The organism is Erythrobacter sp. GH1-10, from assembly GCF_045363165.1.
In the GTDB taxonomy this organism is placed as follows: Bacteria; Pseudomonadota; Alphaproteobacteria; order Sphingomonadales; family Sphingomonadaceae; genus Erythrobacter.
Genome location: NZ_JBJFLP010000001.1, coordinates 444,754 through 470,192, shown reverse-complemented (window position 1 = coordinate 470,192; position 25,439 = coordinate 444,754). Strand labels below are relative to the sequence as shown.

At 63.2% G+C, this 25,439-nt stretch carries 26 protein-coding genes; 21 read left to right on the top strand and 5 right to left on the bottom strand.

Going from position 1 to position 25,439, the window contains the following annotated elements:
* Positions 1-49 precede the first annotated feature (49 nt).
* A complete protein-coding gene (locus ACI5KX_RS02375) occupies positions 50-1,675 on the top strand; it encodes a fatty acid--CoA ligase (RefSeq protein WP_406809078.1) in 1,626 nt (541 codons plus the stop codon).
* 10 nt (positions 1,676-1,685) lie between these two features.
* Complete coding sequence (locus tag ACI5KX_RS02370) at positions 1,686-2,039, top strand: nuclear transport factor 2 family protein (protein ID WP_406809077.1); 354 nt, start codon at positions 1,686-1,688, stop codon at positions 2,037-2,039.
* A gap of 7 nt (positions 2,040-2,046) precedes the next feature.
* Here ACI5KX_RS02370 and ACI5KX_RS02365 read toward each other — a convergent pair whose 3' ends face one another.
* Positions 2,047-3,666, bottom strand: a complete 1,620-nt coding sequence (locus ACI5KX_RS02365; RefSeq protein ID WP_406809076.1) for an FAD-dependent oxidoreductase — start codon at positions 3,664-3,666, stop codon at positions 2,047-2,049.
* A gap of 103 nt (positions 3,667-3,769) precedes the next feature.
* Here ACI5KX_RS02365 and ACI5KX_RS02360 point away from each other — a divergent pair, with 103 nt between their 5' ends.
* Positions 3,770-4,546 (top strand): SDR family NAD(P)-dependent oxidoreductase, encoded by a 777-nt coding sequence (locus tag ACI5KX_RS02360; RefSeq protein WP_406809075.1) that lies wholly within the window; start codon positions 3,770-3,772, stop codon positions 4,544-4,546.
* A gap of 6 nt (positions 4,547-4,552) precedes the next feature.
* Here ACI5KX_RS02360 and ACI5KX_RS02355 read toward each other — a convergent pair whose 3' ends face one another.
* Complete coding sequence (locus ACI5KX_RS02355) at positions 4,553-5,365, bottom strand: SDR family NAD(P)-dependent oxidoreductase (RefSeq protein WP_406809074.1); 813 nt, start codon at positions 5,363-5,365, stop codon at positions 4,553-4,555.
* A 129-nt stretch (positions 5,366-5,494) separates the two neighbouring features.
* On the opposite strand from ACI5KX_RS02355, the gene ACI5KX_RS02350 reads away from it, so the two are divergent.
* Genes ACI5KX_RS02350 through ACI5KX_RS02340 form a run of 3 tightly spaced genes read left to right on the top strand, consistent with a single transcriptional unit; the run spans position 5,495 to position 6,763 of the window.
* On the top strand, positions 5,495-5,908 hold the full coding sequence (locus tag ACI5KX_RS02350) for a nuclear transport factor 2 family protein (protein ID WP_406809073.1): 414 nt from the start codon (positions 5,495-5,497) through the stop codon (positions 5,906-5,908).
* Between the two features lie 4 nt (positions 5,909-5,912).
* Positions 5,913-6,254, top strand: coding sequence for a putative quinol monooxygenase (locus ACI5KX_RS02345; RefSeq protein ID WP_406809072.1), 342 nt, complete (start codon positions 5,913-5,915; stop codon positions 6,252-6,254).
* Positions 6,158-6,763 (top strand): molybdenum cofactor guanylyltransferase, encoded by a 606-nt coding sequence (locus ACI5KX_RS02340; protein WP_406811302.1) that lies wholly within the window; start codon positions 6,158-6,160, stop codon positions 6,761-6,763. The genes ACI5KX_RS02345 and ACI5KX_RS02340 overlap by 97 nt, the downstream gene beginning before the upstream one ends.
* Before the next feature lie 116 nt (positions 6,764-6,879).
* Here the strand turns inward: ACI5KX_RS02340 and ACI5KX_RS02335 are convergent, their stop codons facing one another.
* On the bottom strand, positions 6,880-7,878 hold the full coding sequence (locus ACI5KX_RS02335; RefSeq protein WP_406809071.1) for an NADP-dependent oxidoreductase: 999 nt from the start codon (positions 7,876-7,878) through the stop codon (positions 6,880-6,882).
* A gap of 117 nt (positions 7,879-7,995) precedes the next feature.
* Between ACI5KX_RS02335 and ACI5KX_RS02330 the strand changes: the two genes are divergently transcribed.
* The 13 genes from ACI5KX_RS02330 (at position 7,996) to ACI5KX_RS02270 (ending at position 20,723) form a co-directional block, all read left to right on the top strand.
* Positions 7,996-10,146, top strand: a complete 2,151-nt coding sequence (locus ACI5KX_RS02330; RefSeq protein ID WP_406809070.1) for a molybdopterin-dependent oxidoreductase — start codon at positions 7,996-7,998, stop codon at positions 10,144-10,146.
* A 21-nt stretch (positions 10,147-10,167) separates the two neighbouring features.
* Positions 10,168-11,178 (top strand): NADP-dependent oxidoreductase, encoded by a 1,011-nt coding sequence (locus ACI5KX_RS02325; RefSeq protein ID WP_406809069.1) that lies wholly within the window; start codon positions 10,168-10,170, stop codon positions 11,176-11,178.
* Positions 11,175-11,957 (top strand): ThuA domain-containing protein, encoded by a 783-nt coding sequence (locus ACI5KX_RS02320; protein WP_406809068.1) that lies wholly within the window; start codon positions 11,175-11,177, stop codon positions 11,955-11,957. Before ACI5KX_RS02325 ends, ACI5KX_RS02320 begins: the two co-directional genes overlap by 4 nt.
* Positions 11,954-12,331: a nuclear transport factor 2 family protein gene (locus tag ACI5KX_RS02315; protein ID WP_406809067.1), complete on the top strand. Its 378-nt coding sequence runs from the start codon at positions 11,954-11,956 to the stop codon at positions 12,329-12,331. Before ACI5KX_RS02320 ends, ACI5KX_RS02315 begins: the two co-directional genes overlap by 4 nt.
* 100 nt (positions 12,332-12,431) lie before the next feature.
* Positions 12,432-13,673, top strand: coding sequence for a cytochrome P450 (locus ACI5KX_RS02310; protein WP_406809066.1), 1,242 nt, complete (start codon positions 12,432-12,434; stop codon positions 13,671-13,673).
* A gap of 10 nt (positions 13,674-13,683) precedes the next feature.
* Complete coding sequence (locus ACI5KX_RS02305) at positions 13,684-14,766, top strand: acyl-CoA dehydrogenase family protein (protein WP_406809065.1); 1,083 nt, start codon at positions 13,684-13,686, stop codon at positions 14,764-14,766.
* A 23-nt stretch (positions 14,767-14,789) separates the two neighbouring features.
* Positions 14,790-15,215, top strand: coding sequence for a Zn-ribbon domain-containing OB-fold protein (locus tag ACI5KX_RS02300; RefSeq protein ID WP_406809064.1), 426 nt, complete (start codon positions 14,790-14,792; stop codon positions 15,213-15,215).
* Positions 15,212-16,372: a thiolase family protein gene (locus ACI5KX_RS02295; RefSeq protein ID WP_406809063.1), complete on the top strand. Its 1,161-nt coding sequence runs from the start codon at positions 15,212-15,214 to the stop codon at positions 16,370-16,372. Before ACI5KX_RS02300 ends, ACI5KX_RS02295 begins: the two co-directional genes overlap by 4 nt.
* 9 nt (positions 16,373-16,381) lie before the next feature.
* Positions 16,382-17,155 carry an SDR family NAD(P)-dependent oxidoreductase gene (locus ACI5KX_RS02290; RefSeq protein ID WP_406809062.1) on the top strand — a complete coding sequence of 258 codons (774 nt, stop codon included), beginning with the start codon at positions 16,382-16,384 and terminating at the stop codon, positions 17,153-17,155.
* 1 nt (position 17,156) lies between these two features.
* Positions 17,157-17,924, top strand: coding sequence for a ThuA domain-containing protein (locus tag ACI5KX_RS02285; RefSeq protein ID WP_406809061.1), 768 nt, complete (start codon positions 17,157-17,159; stop codon positions 17,922-17,924).
* Between the two features lie 12 nt (positions 17,925-17,936).
* Positions 17,937-19,145 (top strand): acyl-CoA dehydrogenase family protein, encoded by a 1,209-nt coding sequence (locus ACI5KX_RS02280; protein ID WP_406809060.1) that lies wholly within the window; start codon positions 17,937-17,939, stop codon positions 19,143-19,145.
* A 22-nt stretch (positions 19,146-19,167) separates the two neighbouring features.
* The gene (locus tag ACI5KX_RS02275; protein WP_406809059.1) at positions 19,168-20,067 is read left to right on the top strand and encodes an SDR family oxidoreductase; all 900 of its coding nucleotides are present in this window, start codon (positions 19,168-19,170) and stop codon (positions 20,065-20,067) included.
* Between the two features lie 176 nt (positions 20,068-20,243).
* A complete protein-coding gene (locus ACI5KX_RS02270; protein ID WP_406809058.1) occupies positions 20,244-20,723 on the top strand; it encodes a hypothetical protein in 480 nt (159 codons plus the stop codon).
* A gap of 64 nt (positions 20,724-20,787) precedes the next feature.
* Here the strand turns inward: ACI5KX_RS02270 and ACI5KX_RS02265 are convergent, their stop codons facing one another.
* Positions 20,788-22,410, bottom strand: coding sequence for an AMP-binding protein (locus ACI5KX_RS02265; RefSeq protein WP_406809057.1), 1,623 nt, complete (start codon positions 22,408-22,410; stop codon positions 20,788-20,790).
* 136 nt (positions 22,411-22,546) lie between these two features.
* Between ACI5KX_RS02265 and ACI5KX_RS02260 the strand changes: the two genes are divergently transcribed.
* Positions 22,547-23,356, top strand: a complete 810-nt coding sequence (locus tag ACI5KX_RS02260; RefSeq protein WP_406809056.1) for a LuxR C-terminal-related transcriptional regulator — start codon at positions 22,547-22,549, stop codon at positions 23,354-23,356.
* Here ACI5KX_RS02260 and ACI5KX_RS02255 read toward each other — a convergent pair.
* Positions 23,353-23,886 carry a VOC family protein gene (locus ACI5KX_RS02255; RefSeq protein ID WP_406809055.1) on the bottom strand — a complete coding sequence of 178 codons (534 nt, stop codon included), beginning with the start codon at positions 23,884-23,886 and terminating at the stop codon, positions 23,353-23,355. The genes ACI5KX_RS02260 and ACI5KX_RS02255 overlap by 4 nt on opposite strands.
* 117 nt (positions 23,887-24,003) lie before the next feature.
* Here ACI5KX_RS02255 and ACI5KX_RS02250 point away from each other — a divergent pair, with 117 nt between their 5' ends.
* Positions 24,004-25,431 carry an SRPBCC family protein gene (locus ACI5KX_RS02250; RefSeq protein WP_406809054.1) on the top strand — a complete coding sequence of 476 codons (1,428 nt, stop codon included), beginning with the start codon at positions 24,004-24,006 and terminating at the stop codon, positions 25,429-25,431.
* The last annotated feature ends 8 nt before the right edge of the window (positions 25,432-25,439 follow it).

Genomic DNA, 25,439 nt, shown 5'->3' with positions numbered 1-25,439 from the left:
CGCATCACCCTAACCCTCTGGCGCCAGGGTGCCGCTATGAAATATGCCAATGGTTCGCACTGCCATCCGGCGTAGCGTCACCATCATGGGACAGGACACAATGACCGAAGCGGCAACCTTTTGCGATCTCGTGCGCGAACACGCGCGGCTCCAGGGCGACACACCTGCCTTCACCTATGGCGAGGAAGTCATCACCTTTGCCGAGCTCAACGAAGGCAGCAACCGGGTCGCCCATGCCCTGACCGCGCTCGGGATCGCCAAGGGCGACCGGGTTGCCTTTCTCGGCAAGAACCATCCGCTCTATTTCGAAGCACTGCTTGGCGCGGCCAAGATCGGCGCGGTTATGACCCCGGTGAACTGGCGGCTTGCAGCGCCGGAAATCGCCTATGTGCTCGACAATTGCGCTGCGCGGATCGTCTTCATCGGCGAGGGATTCGCCGACATGATCGAAAAGGTCCGCGGGCAGATCCCGAAGGTCGAGCATGTGATCGGCATCGACGCACCCGACTATGCGGGCACCGACTATCGCATCTGGCGCGACGGGTTTGCGGCAAATCCCGTGCTTGTCGATGTCGGGCTCGATGACGACGCCCTGCAACTCTACACGTCGGGCACCACCGGCAAGCCGAAGGGTGCCGTGACGACCCATCGCTCGATCCTGTCCAGCCGCGATCCCGCGCACGAGGCGGAGATGCGCGAATGGCAAAGGCCGGTGCCGGGCGATGTGACGCTGCTCGCCATGCCGTGCTTTCACATCAGCGGCACCGGGACGGGTATCGGAACCATGGTCGCCGGAACCAATTCCATCGTCCTGCCCGAATATGATCCGACCAAGGCGCTGGACCTAATCGAGAATTACAACATCTCGAAGATTTTCCTTGTACCGGCGGCGCTCCAGATCCTGCTCAACCATCCGCGGGCAAAGGAGGTCGATTTCAGCCGCCTGAAATATGTCACCTATGGTGCCTCGCCGATCCCGCTCGAGCTGATGAAACAGGCCATGGAGGTGCTGGGCTGCGGCTTCGTGCAGATGTACGGCATGACCGAGACGAGCGGCACCATCGTCGCGCTCGATCCCGAGGACCACGTGCCCGAAGGCTCGCCGAGGATGCGCAGCGTCGGCAAGCCGATGGCGGGGGTCGAGATCAAGATCATCGACGAAGCCGGCGAGGAAGTGCCGGTCGGCACGGTGGGAGAGATCGCAACCCGGTCATCCAAGAACATGCGGGGCTATTTCAACAATCCGGACGCCACCGCCGAGACTATCGACACCGAAGGATGGTTGCGCACCGGAGATGCCGGGTATCTCGACGAGGACGGCTATCTCTACATCCACGACCGGGTGAAGGACATGATCATCTCCGGCGGCGAAAACGTCTATCCGGCCGAAGTCGAGAACGCGATCTACGCCCACCCCAAGGTCGCCGATGTCGCGGTGATCGGCATCCCCTCCGAGAAATGGGGCGAAGAGGTGAAGGCCTGCGTCGTCGTGAAGGCGGGTGAGGAACTGAGCGAGGCCGACGTCATCGCCCATGCGCGCGAGCACATCGCCGGATACAAATGCCCCAAGTCGGTCGACTTCATCGAGGCATTGCCTCGCAACCCTTCGGGCAAGATCCTGCGCCGCGAACTGCGCGCGCCCTTTTGGGAAGGCAAGGACCGAGCCGTCAATTGAGGAGAGAGCCATGTCCGGCGAAGCACAACGCGTGATCGAGCAATTCTGGCGGGTCCAGGACGAAGGCGACTACACCAAACTCGCCCCGCTATTCGCCGAAGACGCGGTGGTCGAGGACCCGGTGTGGGGCACCTATACGGGCCGCGAGGCGATCCTCGGTTTCATGACCACGATGGTCAAGGAAATGAGCGAGCGGAAAATCCACTTCACCGTCGACGAGATCTGCGGCGACGACCACGCCTGCTGGGCGCGCTGGACGATGCACTCGCCCGAAGGCTCGCGCGGCGGATGCGGCATCTACAAGGTCGCGAACGGCCAGCTGGCCTATTACCGCGATTATATGGATCCGCTTGTCGAAGGCTGAAAGCGCGTCAGGCGTTCGCTCGCGCTGCGCTGCGCCCCGCTATGTATCCGAACGTCAGCGCCGGACCGAGCGTCCCGCCCGCGCCGGCGTAAATGCCGCCCGTCGGGCAGGCGATGGCGTTACCCGCTCCATAGAGCCCGGGAATCGGCTCGCCATCGTGGCCGAGTATGCGCGCCTGCCCGTCGGTGCGCGCGCCGCCATTTGTGCCGAGCAGGCCCATGCGAATCTCGACCGCGTAAAACGGTCCTCGCTCGACCTTGCCGAGCGTTACTGCCGTGCCCTCGCGAGAGCGGTCGCCGTAGAAATGGTCATAGGACGACGTGCCGCGCTCGAAATCGGGATCGTGCCCCGCATCGGCATGCGCGTTGAAGCGCTCGATTGTTGCTACGAGCGCTTCGCCAGGAACGCCGATTCTTCCGGCCAGCTCGTCGAGCGTATCGGCCCGCGCAACCCACTCGGGCACCGGCTGCCCCGGCAAGCGCGATCCGATCGGATAGCGTTCGACGTAGTTTGCATCGAACACCAGCCACGCGGGCAGGTTGGGATAATCGTAGGTCTGCGGATCGAACTGGTGGAACGCGCCAGCAAGCGCGGAATAATTCGCCGCTTCGTTGCAGAAGCGCTTGCCCGCACGGTTGACCATCAGCGAATGCGGCACGGTGCGCTCGATCAGCACAGGCAGCGCCTTGTCCTCTCCGGTCGGCCATGGCGCATCGGGCACGACCAGAGTCGGCGCCCACCAGCCCTGCGTCATGTTGCCGAGCTTGGCACCGCTTTCCATCGCAAGGCTGAGGCCCTCGCCGCGCGCGGTCGGCGGGCTTGCCGGTGCATCCATCGGTCCGCGCAGGAAGGTCTGGCGCTTGTCCTCGTCCCATTCGAAACCGCCGGTCGAGATTATCACCCCGCTGCGCGCGGAGAGACTGAATGGTTTGCCATCGCGGGTCCCTTCGATCCCCGTGACACGCCCGTCTTCGCGCAACAGCCGCTTTGTCTCGACATTGCATACCGGTTCGATCCCGCGATCGAGGCACGCCTTGAGCAGCCGCCCGACCATTGCCTGACCGAACCCGCGTTCGGCGTTTGCCATGCGGCGTTGCAGTTCCTCGGGCGGCACCACGCCGCTGCCCCCGCCCAAGGGCGTTTCGCGCAGCATCATCGGCTTGGGCTCTTCGATCGCGGTGATGCGCCCCGCCCAATCGCCCAGCTCGTTCAGCGAGAACAGGTCATGGTCGAGCGCGCGGCCACCCTCCGGCTTCGCGCCCGGCCTGTCGAGGTAATAGTCGGGATACCCCTCGAGCAACGCGACCTTGAGCGCGCCTGCATCTTCGAGAAACCCCAGCGCTTCCGGCCCATTGTCGACAAAGGCCTCCAAGGTTTCATCGACGAGATCGCCGTGGTCGAGCGCGCGGAAATAGGCGAGTGCCTCTTCGCGGCTGTCGCTCATCCCGGCGGCGCGCTGGCGTGGGTTATCCGCGACCCAGATCACCCCGCCCGATACCGCACCGGTCCCGCCGATCCGGTCGAACCGCTCGATCAGCGCAACCTTTGCGCCCGCTTCGTGCGCGGAAAGTGCTGCCGTCATGCCCGCCGGGCCGCAACCCAAGATAACCACGTCTACATCGCTCATGCTGCCGACAAGACCCGCAGCGGACGCCTGCTGCAATTCGTCATTTTAGCAAGGTGTGCGCGTGCGGTTCGGGCGCTAGGCAAGTGGCCAAGGGAGAAGAGCCATGAAACTGGAAGGCAAGATCGCGGCAATCACCGGGGGAACGGCAGGACTGGGACGCGGAATCGCGGAAGCGTTTCTCGCCGAAGGGGCCAAGGTCGCGCTGTTCGCGCGCAACCCTGAAAAGGGTGCGAAAGTGCTGGACGAACTCGCAGTGGGCGACCGCGCGATGTTCGTGGCGGGCGATGTGATGAACCAGGACGACGTGGAGGGCTTCGTCGACAAGGTCGTGGAAAATTTCGGCACGCTCGACATCCTTGTCAACAATGCAGGCGGGGCGGGCGATCTCCAACCGCTGGTGCAGCTGTCCGACGAAGCATTCGACGAGGCGATGAAGTGGAATGTCTATTCGACCTTCTGGGCGACTCGCCGCGCGCTGCCGCCGATGCTGGAGAAAGGCAACGGGCGGATCATCAACATGAGCTCGATGGAGGGCAAGCACGGCAAGCCGGTGTTCACTGCCTACACCGCCGCCAAGCATGCAGTGAACGGCATCACCAAATCGCTCGCGCGCGAAGTCGGCGAAGCAGGGGTCACCGTCAATTCGATCTGCCCGGGCCTTGTCGTCACCGACATCATCAAGAACAACGGCCCCGCCACCGCGAAGGCGATGGGGATGGAGTTCGACGAGATGATCACGATGTTCGCGCAGGAATCGGCGATCAAGCGGCCCAATACGGTCGAGGAAATCGCTGCGGTTGCGCTGTTGCTTGCGAGCAAGGAGGGCGCGGGGATCACCGGCGCGATGATCAGCGTCGATGGCGGGACCGCGCAGTTTTAGCGCGGGTTAATTCTCTGCCTGCTTTGCCATGGCAGCTCCCACCGCCGCCTCGATATCCCTCGCCTGAGGGTTCCCCCGCAGTGTCAGCCCGCCATTGGGCTGGAGATGCTGGCCGGTGACGAAAGCGTTGTCGGTGCACAGCCACAGGCAGGCCTGCGCGACATCCTCGGACGTGTTGAGCCGCCCGAGCGGATAGCGCGGCAGGAACGCATCGACGAGGCCCGGCGTGGCGAATGCGCCTTCGGTCATAGGGCTCTCGGTAAAGGCAGGCGACACGGTATTCGCCTTGATCCCCAGATGCCCGAAATCATTGGCGACGCATTCGATCATCGCCTCGTTCGCGCGTTTCGAGCCGATATAGGCGGCGTGATTGTTTATCAGCGCACGCGTGGTGGCCGATGACAGCGAGATGATCGAACCTCCGGTCGGGTCCTGCTCGCTCATCGCTTTGACGAAAGCCTGCAGGAAGTGGTGCACCCCCTTGAACTGCAGGTCGCACATCTGGTCGAGCTGCTCTTCGGTGGTCTCGAGCAGGTTCGAAAGCAGCCCCCATCCTGTGCAGTTGATGGCAGCATCGACCCGGCCCATTTCCTTTGTCGCTGTGTCGGCAAGCGCATGGACTTGCGCATGACTGGTAATGTCACACAGCGCGTGATGTCCTCCGATTTCCTTCGCGAGATCGGCCAGCACATCCTCGTGCCGCCCCGCGACCATCACGGTCGCGCCTTCCTTGGCAAAAAGCCGTGCGATCGTTTGCCCGATATTGTCTTTCGACGCCGCGCCGAGAACGACTGCGGTCTTGCCTTCCAACTGGCCCATTGGTTCTCTCCTGATCTGCTTTTGGACACCCTAGCCACCCGCCGGTCGGTTCGCCCTTCACAAAAGTGTCCATTGTTCCACCGCCCCTGCTCTTGGATAGGCGTAGGCACAGCAAGGGAGAGGCAAGACATGTTCAGAGGACCCGCCGAAGATCGTCAGGCGATCGCCGAGCTCAGTGGCACCTATGCCGATGGCGTCGTGCGCAAGAATTCTGCGACATGGGGGAGCGTGTGGGCAGAAGACGCGACCTGGGACTTCTTCGGCCAGACGTTCGAAGGCAGGGACGCGATCGTCGGTTTCTGGGAGCAGGCGATGAGCGGGATCGAAGCGGTCAGTTTCCACGGCGTACCGTGCATGATCGAAGTCACCGGAGACACCGCCACGTCCCGCGTCCAGACGCAGGAAATCCTGCACATGAAGGATGGTACCACCCGCGTCGTGGGCGGCCTCTACGAAGACGAGCTGGCGAAGATCGACGGCGAGTGGGTGTTCACCCACCGAAAGTTCGGGATCGTCGCCGAATACAATCCGCAGGAGGGATAATCCGATGGCCAAGATCGTTATCGCCGCGCAGATCGACCTCGATCCCGCCCAGCGCGAAGAGGCGCTGACGAGCGCCAAGCCGCATATCGACGCTGCGCTCGCCCAGGATGGCTGCATCGCCTACGACTGGAGCGCCGACGGCAACAATCCCGCGCGCGTCAACGTGTTTGAGGAATGGGAGAGCGAAGAGGCGCTCGCGCACCACTTCGCCAACGATGCCTATGCCGGGATGCGCGACCACATCGGCCAATTCGGCCTCACTGCAGCGGCCAGCAAGAAATACCGCGTCGATGCCGAAGGGCCGGTCTACAACGCCGAAGGACAGGCCACCGAGGCCTTCGACTGAATATCCTCGGCGCCATTCTGGCCGGAGGGCAATCGCGCCGCTTCGGCAGCGACAAGGCGCATGCGCGCTACAACGGTTTCCGGCTGATCGACCTCGTCTACGACCATCTCAGCGTGCAGTGCGATGCCATCGTAGTGTGCGGGCGCGAGGAGGAAGGTTTCGAGTGCGTCTCCGACCTTCCGGAGGCGGGACTGGGGCCGCTCGGCGGATTGAACGCCGCGCTGAGCCATGCAGCCGCGAACGGGTTCACCCATGTTCTGAGCGCCGGCTGCGATGTCCCCAACTTGCCGCCGGACCTCGCCGATACGCTGTCGGGAGAGAGTGCAGCGATCGTCCAGAGCCAGCCGGTTATCGGTCTCTGGCCCGTTGCTGTTGGGGGAAGTCTCGCCGAATTCCTGGAGGATGGGGGCCGGTCGCTTTACGGATTCGCCGAACGCATCGAGGCGCGTCAGATCGCATTCGACCCGCCGTTGCTCAACGTAAATTCGCCCGACGACCTGCCGGACTGAAAAGCGAAAGGCCACAATGCTGGCCGCAAGAGCGCCCCCCCGCCCCGCAGGGGCACCTTAGCGAAGCGAAGGAGCTGCCCCGAGGACGCATCTGCAGATGCGGATGCGAAGGACAGTCACAACTTCAGCATCTGCTTTCCGCGGTTCTTGCCGGTGAAGAGCCGCTGCAAGGTCTCGGGCGCGTTCTCGAATCCCTCCTGGATATCCTCCTGATATTTCAGGCGGCCATCCTGAACGAATGCTTCCAGCCGCTTGCGGATGCCGGGAAACTCGCCGGCCCAGTCGAGAACGATGAATCCCGCCATCGTCCCGCGCCGGAAGACGAGGTTGAAGTAGTTCTCGGGTCCTGCGGGCAGGCTGCCGGTCTCGTATCGGCTGATCCCGCCGCAGATTACGACCCGCGCCCCGGTGGCGATATTGGCGAGCATGTCGTTGAGGATCGACCCGCCGACATTGTCGTAAATTACGTCGACCCCGCGCGGGCAATGCTCCCTGATCTGGCCTTTCACGTTGTCCGCCTTGTAATCGATCGCGGCGTCGTAACCGGCTTCTTCGACCAACCACTTGCACTTCTCAGGTCCGCCCGCGATGCCCACGGCGCGGCAGCCGGCGATCTTGGCAAGCTGACCCACGACCGATCCGGTCGCGCCCGCAGCGCCCGAAACCAGCACGGTATCGCCTGCAACCGGCTTGCCGACCTTGAACAACCCGCAATAGGCGGTGAGTCCGGTTGTGCCGAGCACCGAAAGCACGGCGGTGGGCGACAGCTCGGTATCGACCTTGGTCAGCCCCTCGCCGTCGTGCACGAGGAATTCGGTCCAGCCGGTCGTCCCGAACACGAGATCGCCGACTGCGAATTTGCCGCCCTTGCTTTCGACCACTTCGCAGATCCCGCTGCCGCGCATCACATCGCCGATGTTCATCGGTGCGACGTAATCGGCGATGTTCTCCATCCAGCCCTTCTGCGCCGGGTCGAAGCCGAGATAGTGCGTCTTGAGCAGCATCTCGCCCTCGCCGGGAGCGGGCAGGTCGGTCTCGACCAGTTTGAAATCGCCGTCCTCGATCCCGCGTCCGCGCGGATGCCCGTTCAATAGCCATTGGCGAGTGGTCGTCATGTCAGCCTCCTGATCCTTCGCTTCCCTAATGCGAGCCGCGCCGCAGCACCTCCACGGACAAAAGTGTCAGTCGAAGGCTTCGGGCGCTGTGGTAGTCTGGCAGCAAGGAGACATTCGATGGGTGTAGAGACACACAAGACGTTCTGCCGCTTCTGCCATGCGAACTGCGCGATGGAGGTCGATGTCGAAGTGAGCGAAGCGGGCCGCAAGGTCCTCGAAGTCCGCGGCGATCCCGAAGACCCGGCGTTCGGGGGCTATACCTGCCTCAAGGGTCGCGAACTGCCGGATTCGCACAACGCCGAACACCGGCTGCACCACAGCCTCGTGCGCGACGCGAACGGCGAGTTCCGGGAAACGCCAATGCCCGAGGCGCTGGCGCATGTGGCCAAGGAAATCCGCCGCGTGATCGACGAGCACGGCCCGCATTCGGTCGCGGTATTCATGGGATCGGGCGGATTCCAGAACAGCGCCGCAATGGCCGCCTCGCTCAGCTTCGCCCAGGCGATCGGATCGCGCAATTTCTACACCTCGGTCACGCTCGACCAGCCGGCCAAGGTCTTCACCACCATGCGGTATGGCAAGTGGATGGGCGGGACCAACACCTTCTCCGAAAGCGATGTCGCGCTGCTGGTCGGCAACAACCCGATCGTGTCGCACTATTCGCCGCCGGGCGGGGTCCCGCCGTTCAGCCCGTCGCGCCGCATCCGCGATGCCAAGGAGCGCGGGATGAAGGTGATCGTCGCCGATCCGCGCGAAAGCGATGTCGCTCGGCTCGCCGATATCTACCTGCCGGTAAAACCAGGCGAGGACCCCGCGCTGCTTGCGGGCATGCTCAACGTCATCATCAACGAAGAGCTCTACGACCGCAATTTCGTCGCCGCGCATGTCGACGGGTTCGACGAGCTGGTCGAGGCGATTCAGCCCTTCACTCCCGCTGTCGCAGCCGAGCGTGCTGGCGTCGAGACAGACCAGCTGGTCGCCGCCGCACGGATGTTCGCAGGCGGATCGAAGGGTTGCGCGGTCACCGGAACCGGCCCTGAAATGGCGGGCAACGGCACTCTGACCGAATATCTGGTCACCTGCCTCAACACCGTATGCGCACGCTTCAAGCAGGAAGGCGAGAAAGCCGCGATCCCCGGCGTCTTCACCAACACTAACGGCCCGCGCCGCGCGCAAGTCGCCCCGCCGATGCCGATGTTCGGCGCCGAAGGCATGGCGAAATCGCGCTTTCGCGGGCTCGGCCAATTGGGCTTCGAGATGCCGTGCAACGTGCTCGCCGACGAAATCCTCACACCGGGCGAGGGCCAGGTGCGGGTGCTGATCTCGGTCGGCGGCAATCCGGTGGTGGGCTTCCCCAACCAGGAGAAGATGGTCCGCGCGCTCGACGATCTCGACATGTATGTGCAGATCGACCCGTGGATGAGCGCCAGTGCCAAGCGCGCCGATGTCGTGCTCGCGCCATCGCAATGCCTCGAACGCGAAGACATCACCAACCTGTCCGAATGGTGGCACGAAACGCCCTACGCCCGGTACGTCGAGGCGCTCGCGACTCCTCCGGGCGATGTGATCGACGAATACGAGATGTTCTGGACGCTTGCGAAGCACCTCGGCGTGACGATGCAACTCGCGGGCGGCCCGCTGCCGATGGATCGAAAGCCCTCGAAGGAGGAATTCCTCGACCTGATGACGGCGGGCTGTCTCGTCGCGCCGAGCCAGGTGCGCAAGGATGCGCAGGCGGCGGGCGGTGCCGCAGTGGTTTACGAAGACAAGCACCCCACGGTCGAGGCTGCCGAAGAGAGCGAGTTCCATCGGTTCGATCTCAACGCGGGAGCGATGCCCGCCGAATTGCTGCGCTATGCCGACAATCCGGCGAAGCGCGCGGGGTACGAGTTCAAGCTGATCAGCCGCCGGTCCAAGACGCGGTTCAACTCGATCGGCCACCCACTCGAGAAGCTGCAGGAAAAGACCACCACCAACCCGGCCTATATCCATCCCGACGACATCGCGGAAATGGGCCTCGAGGAAGGCGGGATCGTCGAGATCACCTCGCCGCACGCGACGATCCACGGTGTGGTGAAGGCGAGCGACCGGGTGCGGCGCGGTCTCGTCTCGATGGCGCATGCCTATGGCGATGCCGATGCCTCGAAAGAGGATGTGCGCGAGCGCGGCTCTTCGACCAACCGGCTGACCAGCGACGAGATCGATTACGATCCGATAACGGGGCAGGCGCTGCAAAGCGCGATCCCGGTGAAACTCGTCGCGGCCTGACACCTAGATAAAGGAATTCCCATGCCCGATAACCGGCGCTTCCTCCTCCAGCGTCGCCCCGATGGCGAGCCGGTGCGCGAGGATTTCGAGCTTGTCACCGAACCGGCCCCCGAGCTTGCAGAGGGGCAGTTCCTAATCCGCAACCACTACGCCTCGCTCGATCCGGCGATGCGCGGATGGATGGATGCGGAGGGCAATTACATGCCGCCGATCCCGCTCGGCGATCCGGTGCGCGCCTCGACGATCGGCGTCGTCGAGGAAAGCCGCGCGGAGGACTTCGAGAAAGGCCAATGGGTGATGGGGCTCAACGCGCTGGAGGACTATTCGCTCGGAGTCTCGGGCGGGTTCACCCAGCCGATCGACCCGGCGATGGTGCCGAGCGTCACCAACTATCTTTCGATCTTCGGAGCCGTGGGCATGACCGCCTATTTCGGCTTCCTCGAAGTGTGCGAGCCCAAGGAAGGCGACACCGTGCTTATCAGCGGCGCAGCGGGAGCGGTCGGATCGCTGGTCGGCCAGCTTGCGAAGATCCACGGCTGCCGCGCAGTCGGAATCGCCGGCGGGCCCGAGAAATGCGCGCGGCTGACCGGCAAATACGGCTTCGACGCGAGCATCGACTACAAGGGGAAGGACGAAGCCGCGCTCACCGAAGCGATCGCCGAAGCTGCACCGGACGGGGTCGATGTGATCTTCGAAAATGTCGGCGGGATCATCCTCGATGCCGGGCTCATGAACCTCAATCTCCATGCCCGCGTCGGACTGTGCGGCCTGATCAGCGAATACAACACCGAACCGCGCGGCGCGCGTAATCTGTGGCAGCTGATCGTCAAGCGCGCCTCGATACGCGGCCTGCTGGTCGCCGATTACGTCGAGCGCTTCGGCGAAGGCGCGGCCAAGATGGGCGAATGGGCCGCCGCCGGAAAGCTCACCATCGACGAGCATGTCGACGAGGGCCTGGAAAACGCCTTCGACAGTTTCATGCGGCTGTTCGCCGGGACGAATGACGGCAAGATGATTCTCAAGATCGCATGACGCGAAGCCTGCTCGTCCTTTCGGGTGGCCACCCCTACGAGGCCGAACCGTTCGACGAGTTGATCCACGCACTGGGCGATTTGGCCCGGGAAAAATGGGACGTCACCCATCTCGTCCACCCCGAGGCCGAACAAGAGGTGGTGGGAGGTGCAGCGGACCAAGCCGATGCGCTGCTGTTCTACGATATGGCGGGATACACCTTCGGCGAAGGCAAGGTGACTTCGCGCCCGCCATCGGACGGATACAGGCAAGCGCTCCGCCGACGGTTCGCCTCGGGCAAGGGCGCGGTGACGATGCACCATGCTATCGCGGGCTGGGCCGAGTGGCCGCAATGGCACGAGTGGCTTGGCGGGCAGTTCCACTATCAGCCCGGCGCGCATGGGCCCGACTCCGGATACCGCCACGACGTCGAATACACCGCACGGGTCGTCTCCGATCATCCGGTGATTCGCGGCGTTCCCGAGAGTTTCGAAGTCACGGACGAGCTGTATCTCTACCCGATCGACGAACACGCGATCACCCCGCTGATCCGCGCCGAAGGGTTCGCTTTCGAACGCGACAATTTCTACTCGGCGGCCAATGCCGTCGCCGGCGAGATGTTCAGCCGCGAGGGCTGGGACCACCCGCACGGATCGGACTTCATCGCATGGGAAACCCGCGCCGAAAACGCGCCGCTGGTTTACCTCCAATTCGGCGACGGCCCCGATACCTATGCCAACCGCCATGTGCGGACACTCATCGCCAACGCGCTGCGCTACACCTCAGGAGAGCAACCATGACCCCGACCGAAACCGTCGAAACCTTCATCGGCCACTGGAACAGCGGCGATATGGAAGCGATGTATGCGATGTGTGCCGAAGAGGTGGTGTGGCACAACATTCCGATGGACCCGATCGAAGGTAAAGCCGCCATGCGCGAGGCGGTGGCGGGCTTCATGGTCGGCGTCGCGACATGCGACTGGGATATCCACGCCATCGCTGCGAACGGCAACACCGTCCTCACCGAGCGAACCGATGGCTTCGCAATGAAGGACGGGCGCAGCGCCGCTCTGCGGGTGATGGGAACTTTCGAGATCGGCGCCGATGGCCTGATCACGGCCTGGCGCGACTATTTCGACATGGGGGAATTCCAGCGCGAGTTCGCGGGCGCCTGAGCCATCCGGGGTCTCGGCCCTAACACATTCGCGCATCGCATCGGCGCGCTGCCTGGGGCTAGTCTCATCGCGAGATTGAGAGGGATCGGAGCCGCACGTCATGAACAAGCCCGAGGGTAACGTATTCGCCCCCGAAACGCTGGTCGACCCGTTCGATTACTATCGGGCGGTCCACGATGCCGGGATTGCAATCGAGCACCTGCCCGAGATGAACACCTATGTCGTCTACAGCTACGACCTGTGCAGCGAGGCGACCACCAAACCTGAAATCTTCTCCAACGATTTCAGTTCGTTGATGGGGCGAGAGGAAGACGAGGAAATCCAGGCGATCCTGGCCGAAGGCTGGCCCGACGAACAGACGTTGCTGACAGCCGACCATCCGGTCCACACCCGCAACCGCAAGCTGGTGAACCTCGCTTTTTCCGCACCTCGAGTGAACGCCATCGAAGCCGACATGCGCGCCAAGTCGATCGAGCTGATCGAAGCGATGGCGGAAAAGGGCGAGGCCGAGTTCGTCGAGGAATTCGCGATCCCCTTGCCTGTCGCGATGATCGCCCAGCAGATCGGGCTCGATAACGATCCGAAACAGGTCAAATACTGGTCCGATGCAGCCGTCGACCGGTTCAGCCAGATGGTCGACCGCGAGCGCAAGCTCGAATGTGCGCGGTCCTTCGTCGAATACCAGAAATACATGAAGTCGAAGATCGACGATCGCCGTGCCAATGGCGGCGACGACCTGCTCACCGACCTTGTCGAAGCGCGGGTCGAGGGCGAGACACCCCTTACCGACCCCGAGATCATGTCGATCATGCAGCAGTTCATGGTCGCGGGGAACGAGACCACGACCTCGACCATCGCCGGGTGCCTGCTTCAGCTGATCCGCAATCCCGATCAGATGGAGAAGGCCAAGGCTGCGGCAGGCGGGCGCGATCCCAAGCTGATCATGAACATGATCGAGGAGGCGCTGCGCTACGAAACGCCGACCGCAGGCATGTGGCGGATCGTAAAGCAGGACACCGAACTAGGCGGCGTTTCCATGCCCGCCGGAACCGTGGTGCAGCTGCGCTATGCCGCCGCCAACCGCGACCCGAAGAAGTTCGAAAACCCCGACACGTTCGATATCGAGCGCAGCAATGCGCGGGCACACCTGGCCTTCGGCAAGGGGCCGCATATGTGCGTGGGCAACATGCTGTCGCGCAAGGAGATGCTGGTCGCGTTCGACGAATTGCTCGAGCGGCTCGACAACTTCGCAATCGCCGACGAAGACGGGATTCGGATTCTCCCCAATATCCTGCTGCGCGGGGTCACCCGCCTGCCGATCACCTTCACGCGCAAGGCATGAGGCGCAGGGCATGAATTTCGATCTTTCCGAAGAACAGGAAATGTTCCGGTCGAGCGTCGAGCGTTTCGCCGCGCCGGTCGACGTCGAGGCACGGCGAAAATTGCGGCTTTCGCCTGCCGGTTACCACCGCGAACGCTGGTCGCAACTGGCCGAGCTCGGCCTGATCGCGCTGGCGGCGAGCGAGGATGCGGGTGGCATAGGCGGCTCGCCAGTCGACCTGGCTTTGATCTCCGAGGCCATCGGAACGGCGAACGCGCCCGATCCGCTGCTCGAGAACGGAATATTGCCCGCGCTCCTGCTCGATCGCGGTGGCGCGACCGACGCACTCGAGAGCGTGCTTTCGGGCGAGCAGATTGCGACGCTGGCCTGGGCCGAGCGGGCGCAGCGATACAGCATCGAAGCCAAAGGGGTGAAAGCCGAGGCGAGCGGCGACAGCTTCCGGCTCACCGGCGAAAAGACCTTCGTGATGGGCGCGCTGCTCGCCGACCTGCTGATCGTCACTGCCGAATCCGATGGCGAAACCGCCTGTTTCCTCCTCCCGAAAGATTCCGATGGTGTCGAAGTGCGAGCCTATCGCCTGACCGACGGCAGCATTGCGGGCGAGGTCAAGCTGACCCGAGCCGCCGCGAGCATAAAGCTCGACCTCTCGCCGAAGCAGCTGGCGGAAATCGTAAGCGAGGCGCGTCTTTACGCCGCCGCCGAGATGGTGGGGCTGGGCCAGCGGCTCCTCGACGACACGCTCGCCTATGTGAAAGAGCGCGAGCAGTTCGGCGTTGCGATCGGCAGCTTTCAGGCGCTCCAGCACCGCCTCGTCGAAGCCTATGCCAAGATCGAGCAATGCCGCTCGATGCTTTATCGCGCCGCACTGGCCGACCGGGCCGACAGTGCGGAATGGCAGCGCGCCATAGCGGGGGCGAAGGCCTTCATCGGCGAGAACGTCGACGCGATCGCGCGCGAGGCCGTCCAGATGCATGGCGGGATGGGGATCACCGACGAGCTGGCGATCGGCCATGCGATGAAGCGCGTGATGGTTCTCGCACGGCTGTTCGGCGACACCGACACCGCGCTGGCCGAATATTCACGGGCGGCTTGAGAGGACCAAAGGGAAGAAACGCGATGGGCCAGAAGATCGACCCGAACCTGTGGAGCGACGATCCCGAACCGCATCTGATGGGCGGCAAGCTGCCGTCGGGCGAGATCGTATTTCCGATGCCGGTCGGGGACGCCGCCGAAGGGGTTGAGCCGTACAAGCTTTCGCGCCACGGCAGGCTGTGGTCATGGACAACGCAGGGCTTCCTGCCCAAGGAGCCCTATGAAGGCCCTGGCTCCGGCCCCGAGCAAGGCCCGCCCGATTTCGTGCCGTTCCTGCTAGGCTATGTCGAGCTGCCCGGCGAAGTCATCGTCGAGAGCCGGATCGTCGGCGCTGATCTCGAAGATCTCGAACTGAACATGCCGATGAAATTCTGCATCGTGCCGTTCAACGACACTTACGACACTTTCGCCTTTCGTCCGCTGCGCGCGGCACAGGAGCAAGCCGCATGACCGAGCCCGTCTACATCATCGGCGCGGGGATCCACCCGTTCGGTAGGACCGAAGGACGCTCGGGCCGCGAGCAAGGCGTTTTCGCGGTGCGCGAAGCGCTGAAGGACGCAGGCCTCGAATGGCCCGACATCGAATGCGCCTATGGCGGATCGGCCGCGGCGGGCAATGCCGACATCATGGTCAACGAGCTCGGCCTCACCAGCCTGCCCTTCACCAATGTCGCCAATGGCTGCGCCACCGGCGGCAGCTCGCTGGTCGCAGCGCAGCAGGCGATTGCCAGCGGAATGTACGACCTCGCTCTCGCGGTCGGTTTCGACAAGCACCCGCGCGGCGCGTTCAACGCCAAGCCTTCGGACTATGGCCTGCCCGACTGGTACGGCCAGACCGGAATGATGCTGACCACGCAGTTCTTCGCGCTCAAGATCCAGCGCTACATGCAGCTCCACGGCATCAGCCGCGAAACGCTCGGGCGGGTGGCGGAGAAGGCATTCCGCAACGGCGCGGTGACCCCCCATGCCTGGCGGCGGTCCGAGATCGATCTCGAGACAATCATGAACGCGCCGATGATCAACGATCCGCTCACAAAGTTCATGTTCTGCGCTCCGGCGGAAGGCGGCGTGGCGCTGATCCTCGCGAGCGAGAAGAAGATGAAGGAGTTGGGCGCGGACGGGGTCAAGATCGCGCACATCGCGGTGAAAACCCGCCCGCCCGACAGCTTCGAGGTGTTTCAGCCGGGAGTGAGCGTGAAGGAAGGCGGCAAGCCCACGGTGCTCGCTTCGAAAGCCGCGTTCGAAGGCGCCGGGATCGGCCCCGAGGATATCGATGTCGCGCAGCTGCAGGACACCGAAAGCGGGGCGGAAATCATGCACATGGCCGAGAACGGCTTCTGCAAGGATGGCGAGCAGGAAGAATGGCTCGCCAACGGCTGGTCCGAGCGCGGCGGCAAGCTGCCGATCAACACCGATGGCGGCTGCCTCGCCTGCGGGGAGCCGATCGGCGCCTCGGGGCTACGGCAAGTCTACGAGAACGTCGAACAACTGCGCGGACGCGCCGGCGAGCGGCAAGTGCCGGGTGCGGACGGCAACGGCCCGAAAACGGGATACTCGCATGTCTATGGTGCGCCGGGCCTTTCGGCAGTCGCAATTCTGGAGCGCTAGAGGGGGAAGATGGCCAAGAAGATGGAGGGCAAGGTCGCGCTGGTCACCGGCGGCGCCGAAGGGATCGGGGCCACGGTCGGGCGGATGATCGTCGAAGAGGGCGGCAAGGTCCTGCTGTGCGACGTCCAGATCGACAAGGCCAAAGCGCTCGCGGAGGAACTGGGCGATAACGCCGAAGCCTTCGAACTCGACGTGCGGAATCTCGACCGGTGGCATGAGGCGGTGAAGGCGGCGCAGGACCGGTTCGGCAAGCTCACCGTGCTGTGCAACATCGCCGGAATCTCCGAACCCGGCAATGTGGTCGACGGCACGCTCGACACCTGGGAGCGCACGATCGACATCAACCTCAACGGGCCGATGTACGGTATGCGCGCGGCGATCCCGGCGATGGAAGAGAGCGGAGAGAACTGCGCCATCGTCAATATCGGTTCGATGATTGCGATCCGCGCGGCGTCCTTCGTCGCCGCCTATAGCGCCTCGAAGGCCGGGCTGCTCGGCCTTACCCGCTCGGTCGCGCTCGACTGCGCCGAACGCGGGCTGCCGATCCGGGCAAACATGGTCCACCCCGGCGCGATCCGCACGCCGATGTACGAGCGCTACAAGTATTCCGGCGCAGACGAGCCGGAGAATATCGAACGCGATTTCGCCGCCACCCACCCGATGAACCGCATCGGCGAGCCAGAAGAGGTCGCCAAGGCAGTGGTGTTTTTCGCCAGCGACGATGCGAGTTTCACCACCGGGTGCGATTTTACCGTCGACGGCGGCGGGTCGATAAGGAGCTAGCATGGGCCAGAAGACAACAACGCAGCCGGCGACCCGGATCGACGCGCACTTCGTCGCCGCGGGGAAGTATCACGATATCGACTATCCGCGGCTTGAGGTGCTCAAGCTGCTTGCCGAGCATCCGCATATCCGCACGACGGTTGCCTGCGACTACTCGGGGCTCGAACGGCTCGACCAATGCCGCTTCCTTGTCACCTACACCTGCGACCTGATGCCGACCGAGGAACAAGCGAAGCAGCTTCGCGCCTGGCTCGAAGCAGGCGGGAAATGGATCGCGCTGCACGGCACCAACTCCATCCTCGTCTTCACCGAAGACGGGCTCGTCGATGCACCGAACGATCGGCCCGATGTGATGGAAATGCTCGGCACCCAGTTCAAGGCGCACCCGCCGATCGGCCCCTTCCCTGTCGAAGTGGTCAACAAGACTCACGAACTCACAAAGGGGATCGACGATTTCGAAGTGGTCGACGAGCTTTACCTGTCGAACACCACCGCCGCAATCGACACGCTGATGCAGACCACCTTCGAAGGCGAGGCAACCGGTTTCGTCGCCGAACAGTGGGACAAGACGACCGTGCCGATCCTTTACACCCGCGACATCGGCAAGGGACGCATCGTCTACAATACGCTCGGCCATTGCCGTGGGCATTACGACCTGCCCGGAATGCAGGATTTCTACCCGCACAAGGAAATGTGCGCTTGGAACTACGATGTTTACTACGACCTGCTGCGCCGCTCTATTGGCTGGGCGATGCGCGATGATGGCTAGAGGGACGCAGCCATGGATATGAACTTTTCACCCGAGGACCTCGCTTTCCGCGAAGAGGTGCGCACTTTCCTGGCGGAGAAGCTGCCGCAGCATCTGCGCGACGGAGCGCGCCGCACGCCCGGCGTGTTTGTCGAGCCCGATATCGGGATGGAGTGGCACCGCATCCTCTATGAAAAAGGCTGGGTCGCCCCGCACTGGCCCAAGGAAGATGGCGGCACGGGCTGGACCCCGACGCAGAAATTCATCTTCGAAAAGGAATGCGCTCTGGCAGGAGCGCCCGCGCTGGCGATCCTCGGCCTGCGCCTGGTCGGCCCGGTGATCTGCGAATTCGGTACGCCCGAACAAAAGGCCCGCTTCCTGCCGCGCATCCTCTCGGGCGAGGATTACTGGTGCCAGGGCTATTCTGAACCGGGTTCGGGTAGCGACCTCGCCTCGCTCAAGACCTCAGCGACAATCGAAGGCGACGAATATGTCGTCAACGGGTCGAAGATCTGGACCACCCACGCGCACCACGCCAACTGGATCTTCGCGCTGGTGCGCACCGATCCGACGGTCAAGAAGCAAGCCGGTATCAGCTTCCTGCTGCTGCCGATGGACCAGGAGGGGATCGAGGTTACTCCGATCCATTCGATGTCGGGCGATCACGAGGTGAACGCGGTGTTCTTGAGCGATGCCCGCACCCCGGTCGAAAACCGCATCGGCGAGGAGGGCGCAGGCTGGACGATCGCCAAGTTTCTGCTCGAGAACGAGCGCGGCGGATCGTGCTTCGCCCCGCGCCTGATCCAGAGCATCGACAAATTGCAGGAACTCGCCGAGACGCAACCATCGGGGGTCAACGGCGCGATGGCGCACGATCCGCGGTTCCGCGACCGGCTGGCCCGCGCACGGCTCGAAGCCGAAGCGCTCGAGGTCACCGAATTGCGCATCCTCGCCGAGCTCGCCAAGGGGCGCGCGCCCGGACCGCAGACCTCGCTGGTCAAACTGCTCGGCGCCAATATCGGGCAGGAGGTCGACACGCTGCGGCTCGAACTGCTCGGCCCCGACGCGCTGCAACTGCCGCTCGAACGCCCACTTTACGGCAACGAGGCACCCGAACCCGTCGGTAGCGAGCTCGCGCAGACCGCGATGGGCCGCTACCTCAACAACCGCGCCGCGACGATCTTCGGCGGGTCGGACGAAGTGCAGAAGAACATCATCGCGAAGACCGTCCTCGGTCTCTGAACACACTTAGGAGACTGAGATCATGGATGTATCGAAACTGATGTTCCGCGACGGGCTGATGGAGGGCGAACGCATCCTCGTAACCGGCGGCGGCACAGGGCTCGGCAAGGAGATGACCCAGGGTTTCCTCAAGCTGGGAGCCACGGTTTACATCTGCGGCCGGCGGCAGAACAAGCTCGACGAGACCGCGGCTGAGCTAATGGAAAAGCACGGCGGCAAGGTCGTAGGGGTCGCCTGCGACATCCGCGATGCCGAAGCGATCCATGAAATGCTCGACACGATATGGGCCGATGGCGGCGCGCTGACAGGCGTCGTCAACAACGCGGCGGGCAACTTCATCAGCCGTACCGAGGACCTCTCGATCAACGGTTTCAACGCCATCGCCGATATCGTGATGCGCGGCACGTTTTACGTCACGCTCGATGTCGGCAAGCGCATCAAGGCCGAGGGCGGGCGCTGCAACTTCGTCTCGATCCTGACCACCTGGGTGTGGAACGGATCGGCCTTCGTGGTGCCCAGCGCCATGTCGAAAAGCGCGATCAACACCATGACCCAGAGCCTCGCGGTCGAATGGGGCCGCTACAACATGCGTTTCAACGCGATCGCGCCGGGGCTGTTTCCGACCAAAGGGATGAGCGCGCGGCTCAATCCCGGCGGGTCGGGCGGCAACTCGCAGGGCGGCGGCAATCCGATGGGCCGCGCAGGCGAGATGCACGAGCTGGTCAACCTCGCAACCTTCCTGATGGGGCCGGGCGCGGAATATGTGAACGGCCAGACAATCGCGATCGACGGCGCAGGCTACCAGGCCAATGGCGGGACCTTCTGGGCGACGCTGCAAGGCCTCGGCGATGCCGAGTGGGAGCAAATGCGCGCGATGATCAAGGGCACGAACGAGAAAGACAAGGCGGATCGGGCTGTTTGACTATCCGCCCGATCTCACGGCGCTCCGCTTGGTTCTGTAATCTGAGCCGGTGATCAGCTCGCCTGTAGGCGCTGAATTCGACTAAAACCTCGATAAATGAACGCCCTCCCCTTTCGGTCGCCAAGCCATGTGTGATAGGCTTGGATGAGAATAAGTGCCAAAAGCAGGGGGAATTCATGGCAACAGTTCAAGGACGAGTGACGCTTGGCCGTAGTACACCGAACGCACTCAGGCTGAAATTCACTGTGGAGTTCACGGATTTTGAAGTAGAGCACAACTTACTCGTTTACGTGAAGGCGGCGCTTTATGAGCGCGATCGCGTAATGGACAAGGTGTTCTTCTGGACCAACGGCAACAGCGCAGAGGTCCATAGCGTCAAGAACGATAATGATCGCGATGAATTCATCGCCTTTTTCCCGTCCAAGCGCGTGCGCCCGGAAGGTCGGTCGACCATGGAGTATGAAGAAACGATCGACCTCGACGATCCGAGTCTGGCCGACGATTTCAGGCGCGCCGACGACCCTCTGCCTGACAGGCGCCCACTCCTCGGGACCGACTTTGACGAGGAATTGCGCGCTGTTGTCCACGTGTACAACGAACTTAGTCCAACCACGGTCAGGTCCAACGAGCATACGACCACGGACGTCAAACCATAAAACCGCGCAGAGTGGACAAAGCCCGATCGATCGCTGACAGAAAAGTGCCCAGGCCGGGATCGGGCTAATCGGCTGCCGCATCCGCAAGCCGCTGCGCGGTCTTGTAGTCAGGCTTCCCGTTGTTGAGCCGCAGCGACTCGTCGGTGAAGACGTAGAGGCGCGGGATCTTGTAGCCCGCCAGCTCCTCGCGCGCCCTGCCGTCGAGCGCGGATTCGAGCGCATCGGGCGCGCAGCCTTCGGTCTGGACCACCGCGACGACCTTCCTCCCGAAGCGTTCGTCGGGCAGGCTGACGACGCGGACGTCGTGGACGCCCGGATGCCCCTGCAACACCGCTTCGACTTCCTCCGGGAAGACCTTCTCGCCCCCGGTGTTGATGCACATGTTGTCGCGGCCGATGAATTCGAGCGTGCCGTCAGGTGACCAGCGCGCACGGTCGCCGGTCATCAGCCAGCGCTTGCCGTCGATTTCCGGGAAGGTCTGCGCGTTCTTTTCGTCCTCGCCGAGATAGCCGAGCGGCAGCGGCCCTGTCCGCGCGACAATGCCGACACCGTCGCTCCCGGGTTTCACCTCGTTCAGGTGCTCGTCGAACAGTTTTGTCTCGCGCCCCGGAAGCGCCTGGAATTTTCCGCCTCCGGTCGATCCGGCAGCGGTGGTGATGACGATCCCGGTACCCGAACTCTCGCTCGATCCGAGCGCATCGATGACGACCAGCGACGGGTGGTGACCGATCAGGCGGTTCTTGTTGCTTTCCGAAAAGACCGCACCCGAACTGGTGATCGTCCGCAGGCTGGCGAGCGCTTCGGCGCTGTCGCCGCGCGCATCGAGGCGCTCCGCGAGCGGCAAGGCGAAGGCGTCTCCAACGATGAACAGGCCTCGCGCGCCGATTCGCTTGACCTCGTCGAGCGCGATATCGGCATCGAACTTCTCGTGCGGCAACAGCGCGAGCGTCCCGCCCTTGAGCAGGTGGATCACGGCGGTGAACTGCCCCGCCCCGTGCATTAGCGGGCTGAGCAGCAGCAGCGGCGATATCGACAAGGGATGGTCGGGGCCGATCTCCGCCGCCCGCGCGACCTGGTCCTCGAGCGACTCCGCCACGAAAGGCGGCTCACCGATACCCCGCTGCCAAATGGATATGCTGAACGCCTGCCACGCCTGGCCCATCGGCCACATCACCGCCTTGGGCATGCCGGTGGTGCCGCCGGTCGCCGTCAGGAACAGGGCCTCGCGGTCGCCGTGCACTGCAAACCCCTCTGGCAGTGCTGTGCGACACATCTCGGCCCAACTGTCCCCGCCCATGTCGATCGTCAGCGCGCGCTCGGGCATCGCATCTCGCGCGACATCGATGAAATCGCTTTCGGTGAAGAGCGCTTTCAAGCCGAACCGCTCGACGATGTCGGCAAGCTCGCGCTGCTTGTAGTGGTAGTTTACGTTGACCGGGACGACCCCGGCCTTGATGCACCCGAAATAGGCGAGAATGTAGTCGGGAGTGTTGCGCAGCATCTGTCCGGCAATGTCGCCTGGTTCGAGACCCCGCTTCCGCAGCGCAGCGGCAATGCTGTCGGTCTGCGCATCAAGATCGGACCAACTGACGATACGCGTCCCGTGGACCAGCGCGGGCCGATCCGGCTCGATGGCTGCAGCAAGCGCCTTTAGCGCCACGCCAAAATTCTCGCCCTGCCATACCATCGCCGGATTCTCCTTTCAGACAGTTGTGGCGTAGCCAGCCAAAGCCGACGATTCCCCTACGTAAAGTGTGAGGCGAATCGATAAGAATGCTATAGCGTGCGCACGGGCGGGAGACCCTTGGAGGAGAGGAACAGACATGAGCGCTAACGTCGTCGAATTGCGCACCCCGCAGGGGCGCGAAGATCTCGATCAACTGCTTGAATCCGTAACCATTACCTGCCCCGAGGACATACACGATGCAGCGGTCGAGCTGGCCCGGATCGCGCAGGAACGCGGAATGCAGATTGCAGTCTGCGACGACATTTCCTCGAAAGAACCGATGGTGGATGCCGACGGTACAATCCTCAACGCCGACATTTTTCGGTGGCTCGACGATGGCGCACGCTGGTGGGAAGATCATCGCCTTGCTCTCCACTCGCCGCTGCCGCGCGCCTGCCGCTATGAAAGCGAGCCGTTCTGGGTCAACCAGCACGGCTTCAACACACGCTGGCGCAATTCCTATCTCGAGGAAATCGACCTATCCGACTTCGAGAAGCGCTCGCTGTGCAAAGCCGCGATCGTCATCCCGGTACACCTGCCGTTCGGCCAGATTTCCGCGAACAGCTTCATCAGCATGGACCGCGAGAAGGAGGACCTGTCCGAAGAGTTCGCGATGTATGGCTCGCTGTTCTCGCATATCACCCGCCGCTTCGTCGCGGGCTATGTGCAGGCGCACCGCACAAAGCGCCGGATCCCGTCGGACTGCGTGCTTTCAAAGCGCGAGGTCGAGTGCCTGCGCTGGGCGGCGATCGGCAAGACCGACAAGGAAATCAGCATGATCCTCGAACGGTCGCACGCCACGATCCGGTATCACATCCACCGCGCGGGCGAGAAGCTCGACAGCGTCAATCGCGCGCAGACGATCTTCAAGGCCGGTCAGCTGGGGTATCTCGGAGCGAACAGCTAGTCGAACGTCCTGATCGGATCGCTTCCGTCCCAGTTCTCCCCCGCCTGTTTGATCAGGCCGAACAGGTCGGGGCCGTCGGGGTCCTGCTGCAAAATCTCGACGAGGTGCCCGGTGCCCTGGCCGGGATCGACATAGATCACTTCGCTCGACCCGAATTTGCCTTCGATCACGACCTCGGCGCCCTGGTCGGCGCACACCCGGCGCGCTTTCGCAATGTCATCGACCAAGATGCAGACGTGGTGCACACCTTCGGTCGCGGCGTATTCTCCCGAATAGATCGACGGCGCGTCGTTCTCGGGACGTATCAGTTCGATCTGGATGTCGCCCCAATAGGCCAGCGCCAGAGTGAACACCGCATCGGTCGGCGCGCCCTTGTATTTCATCCCGTCGAGATGGATGTTCTCGATCAGGAAGAAGGGGCCGGCCCCCATGGTTTCGGTCCAGTGCTTTACCGCAGCATCGAAATCGTCGGGAACGAAGGCCAGCTGCATCACCTCTCCGAGCGCTGCGATTCCCGTTGTCGTGCCCATGATCCTCTCCAATCCGCCTCTTCAATCCGATAGTGTGACCGAGGGGCGAACCTGTGTGATATTCTGCCCCGCGAACACTGCACAAAGTGCGAGGAAAGGGATCGAGGAAGGTTTCCCATGAACGAGATCAAGGACATCGCCCGCGAAGACCGGTGCCCCGGAATCAGCTACACCGACATGCTGAACGGAGACACGCGTACGCCCCCGGATTACCTGTTCGAGGAAACCGTCGCCGAAATGCCCGACGATCCGTTGCCGGTCGAACCCTATATCTCTGAGGAGTTCGCCCGGCTCGAACGCGAGAAAATGTGGCCCAATGTCTGGCTGTTCGCAGCGCGCGAGGACGAGATGCCCGATCCGGGCGACACCGTCGTTTTCGAAATCGTGGGCAAAAGCTTCCTGCTGATCCGGCAAAAGGACGGTTCGGTCCGCGCCTTCTACAATGCCTGCCTCCACCGCGGTCGCAAGCTGCGCACCGAAAGCGGCAATTCGATCCAGCTGCGCTGCCCGTTTCATGGTTTCACCTGGCGCAATGACGGGACGCTCAAGGAAATCCCTTCGGAGTGGGATTTCAAGCATCTCAAAGGCAAGGACATGTGCCTGCCCGAAGCGCGCGTCGAGTTGTGGCAGGGCTTCGTGATGATCACCGAGAATCACGATCTGCCCGATTTCAAGACCTGGCTCGGCCCGGCGGCGTCGCATTACGAACGCTACGATTTCGAGAACCGCTACACCGGCATGTGGGTGCAGAAGAAGATTCCGGCGAACTGGAAAGCGACCGCCGAGGCCTTCATGGAGGCTTGGCACTCGATCACCACGCACCCGCAGCTGCTGCCGTTCCTCGGCGATGCCAACACGCGCTACGATCACATCGGCGATCACTTCAATCGCGCGATCACTCCCTCTGGAGTGCTGAGCCCGCACATGAAAGGCAAGAATTCGGACTACGTGCTCGAGAAGATGAACGAGTTTTCGGGCGGCGCGGATGCCGACACCAACCGCCGTTTTGCCGCGGGCGAACAGCCGGTGGAAGGCTACGATGCGGACGATCCGCTTGGAGCGCGCAAGGTGCTGGCAGAAGCCGGGCGGCAGGGCTTTGCCGAGCAATACGGTTATGACTATTCCGAGGCTTCCGACACCGAGATCCTCGACAACTTCACCTACAATATCTTCCCCAACTTCGCGCCGTGGATCGGATACCTGCCGACGCTGACCTATCGCTGGCTGCCCGGCGACACGCCCGACTGGTGCGTCATGGAGATCCGCCTGCTGTTCCCGACGCCCAAGGGCGAGGAGCGCCCACGCGCGGTCGAGATGACCTACATTCCGGACGACGAGCCGTTCTCGTGGGCCAACGACATCATGGGCCCGCAACTCGCCAACGTGTTCGACCAGGACATGGCAAATCTGCCGCATGTCCAGACCGGGATGAAGTCGATGAAGGACGGGATGATGGAGCTCGGCCATTACCAGGACAGCCGGGTGCGCCATTTCCAGACCACCTTGCGGAAATATATCGACGGCGAGCTGCCCAAGACGGCATAGGGCCTCGA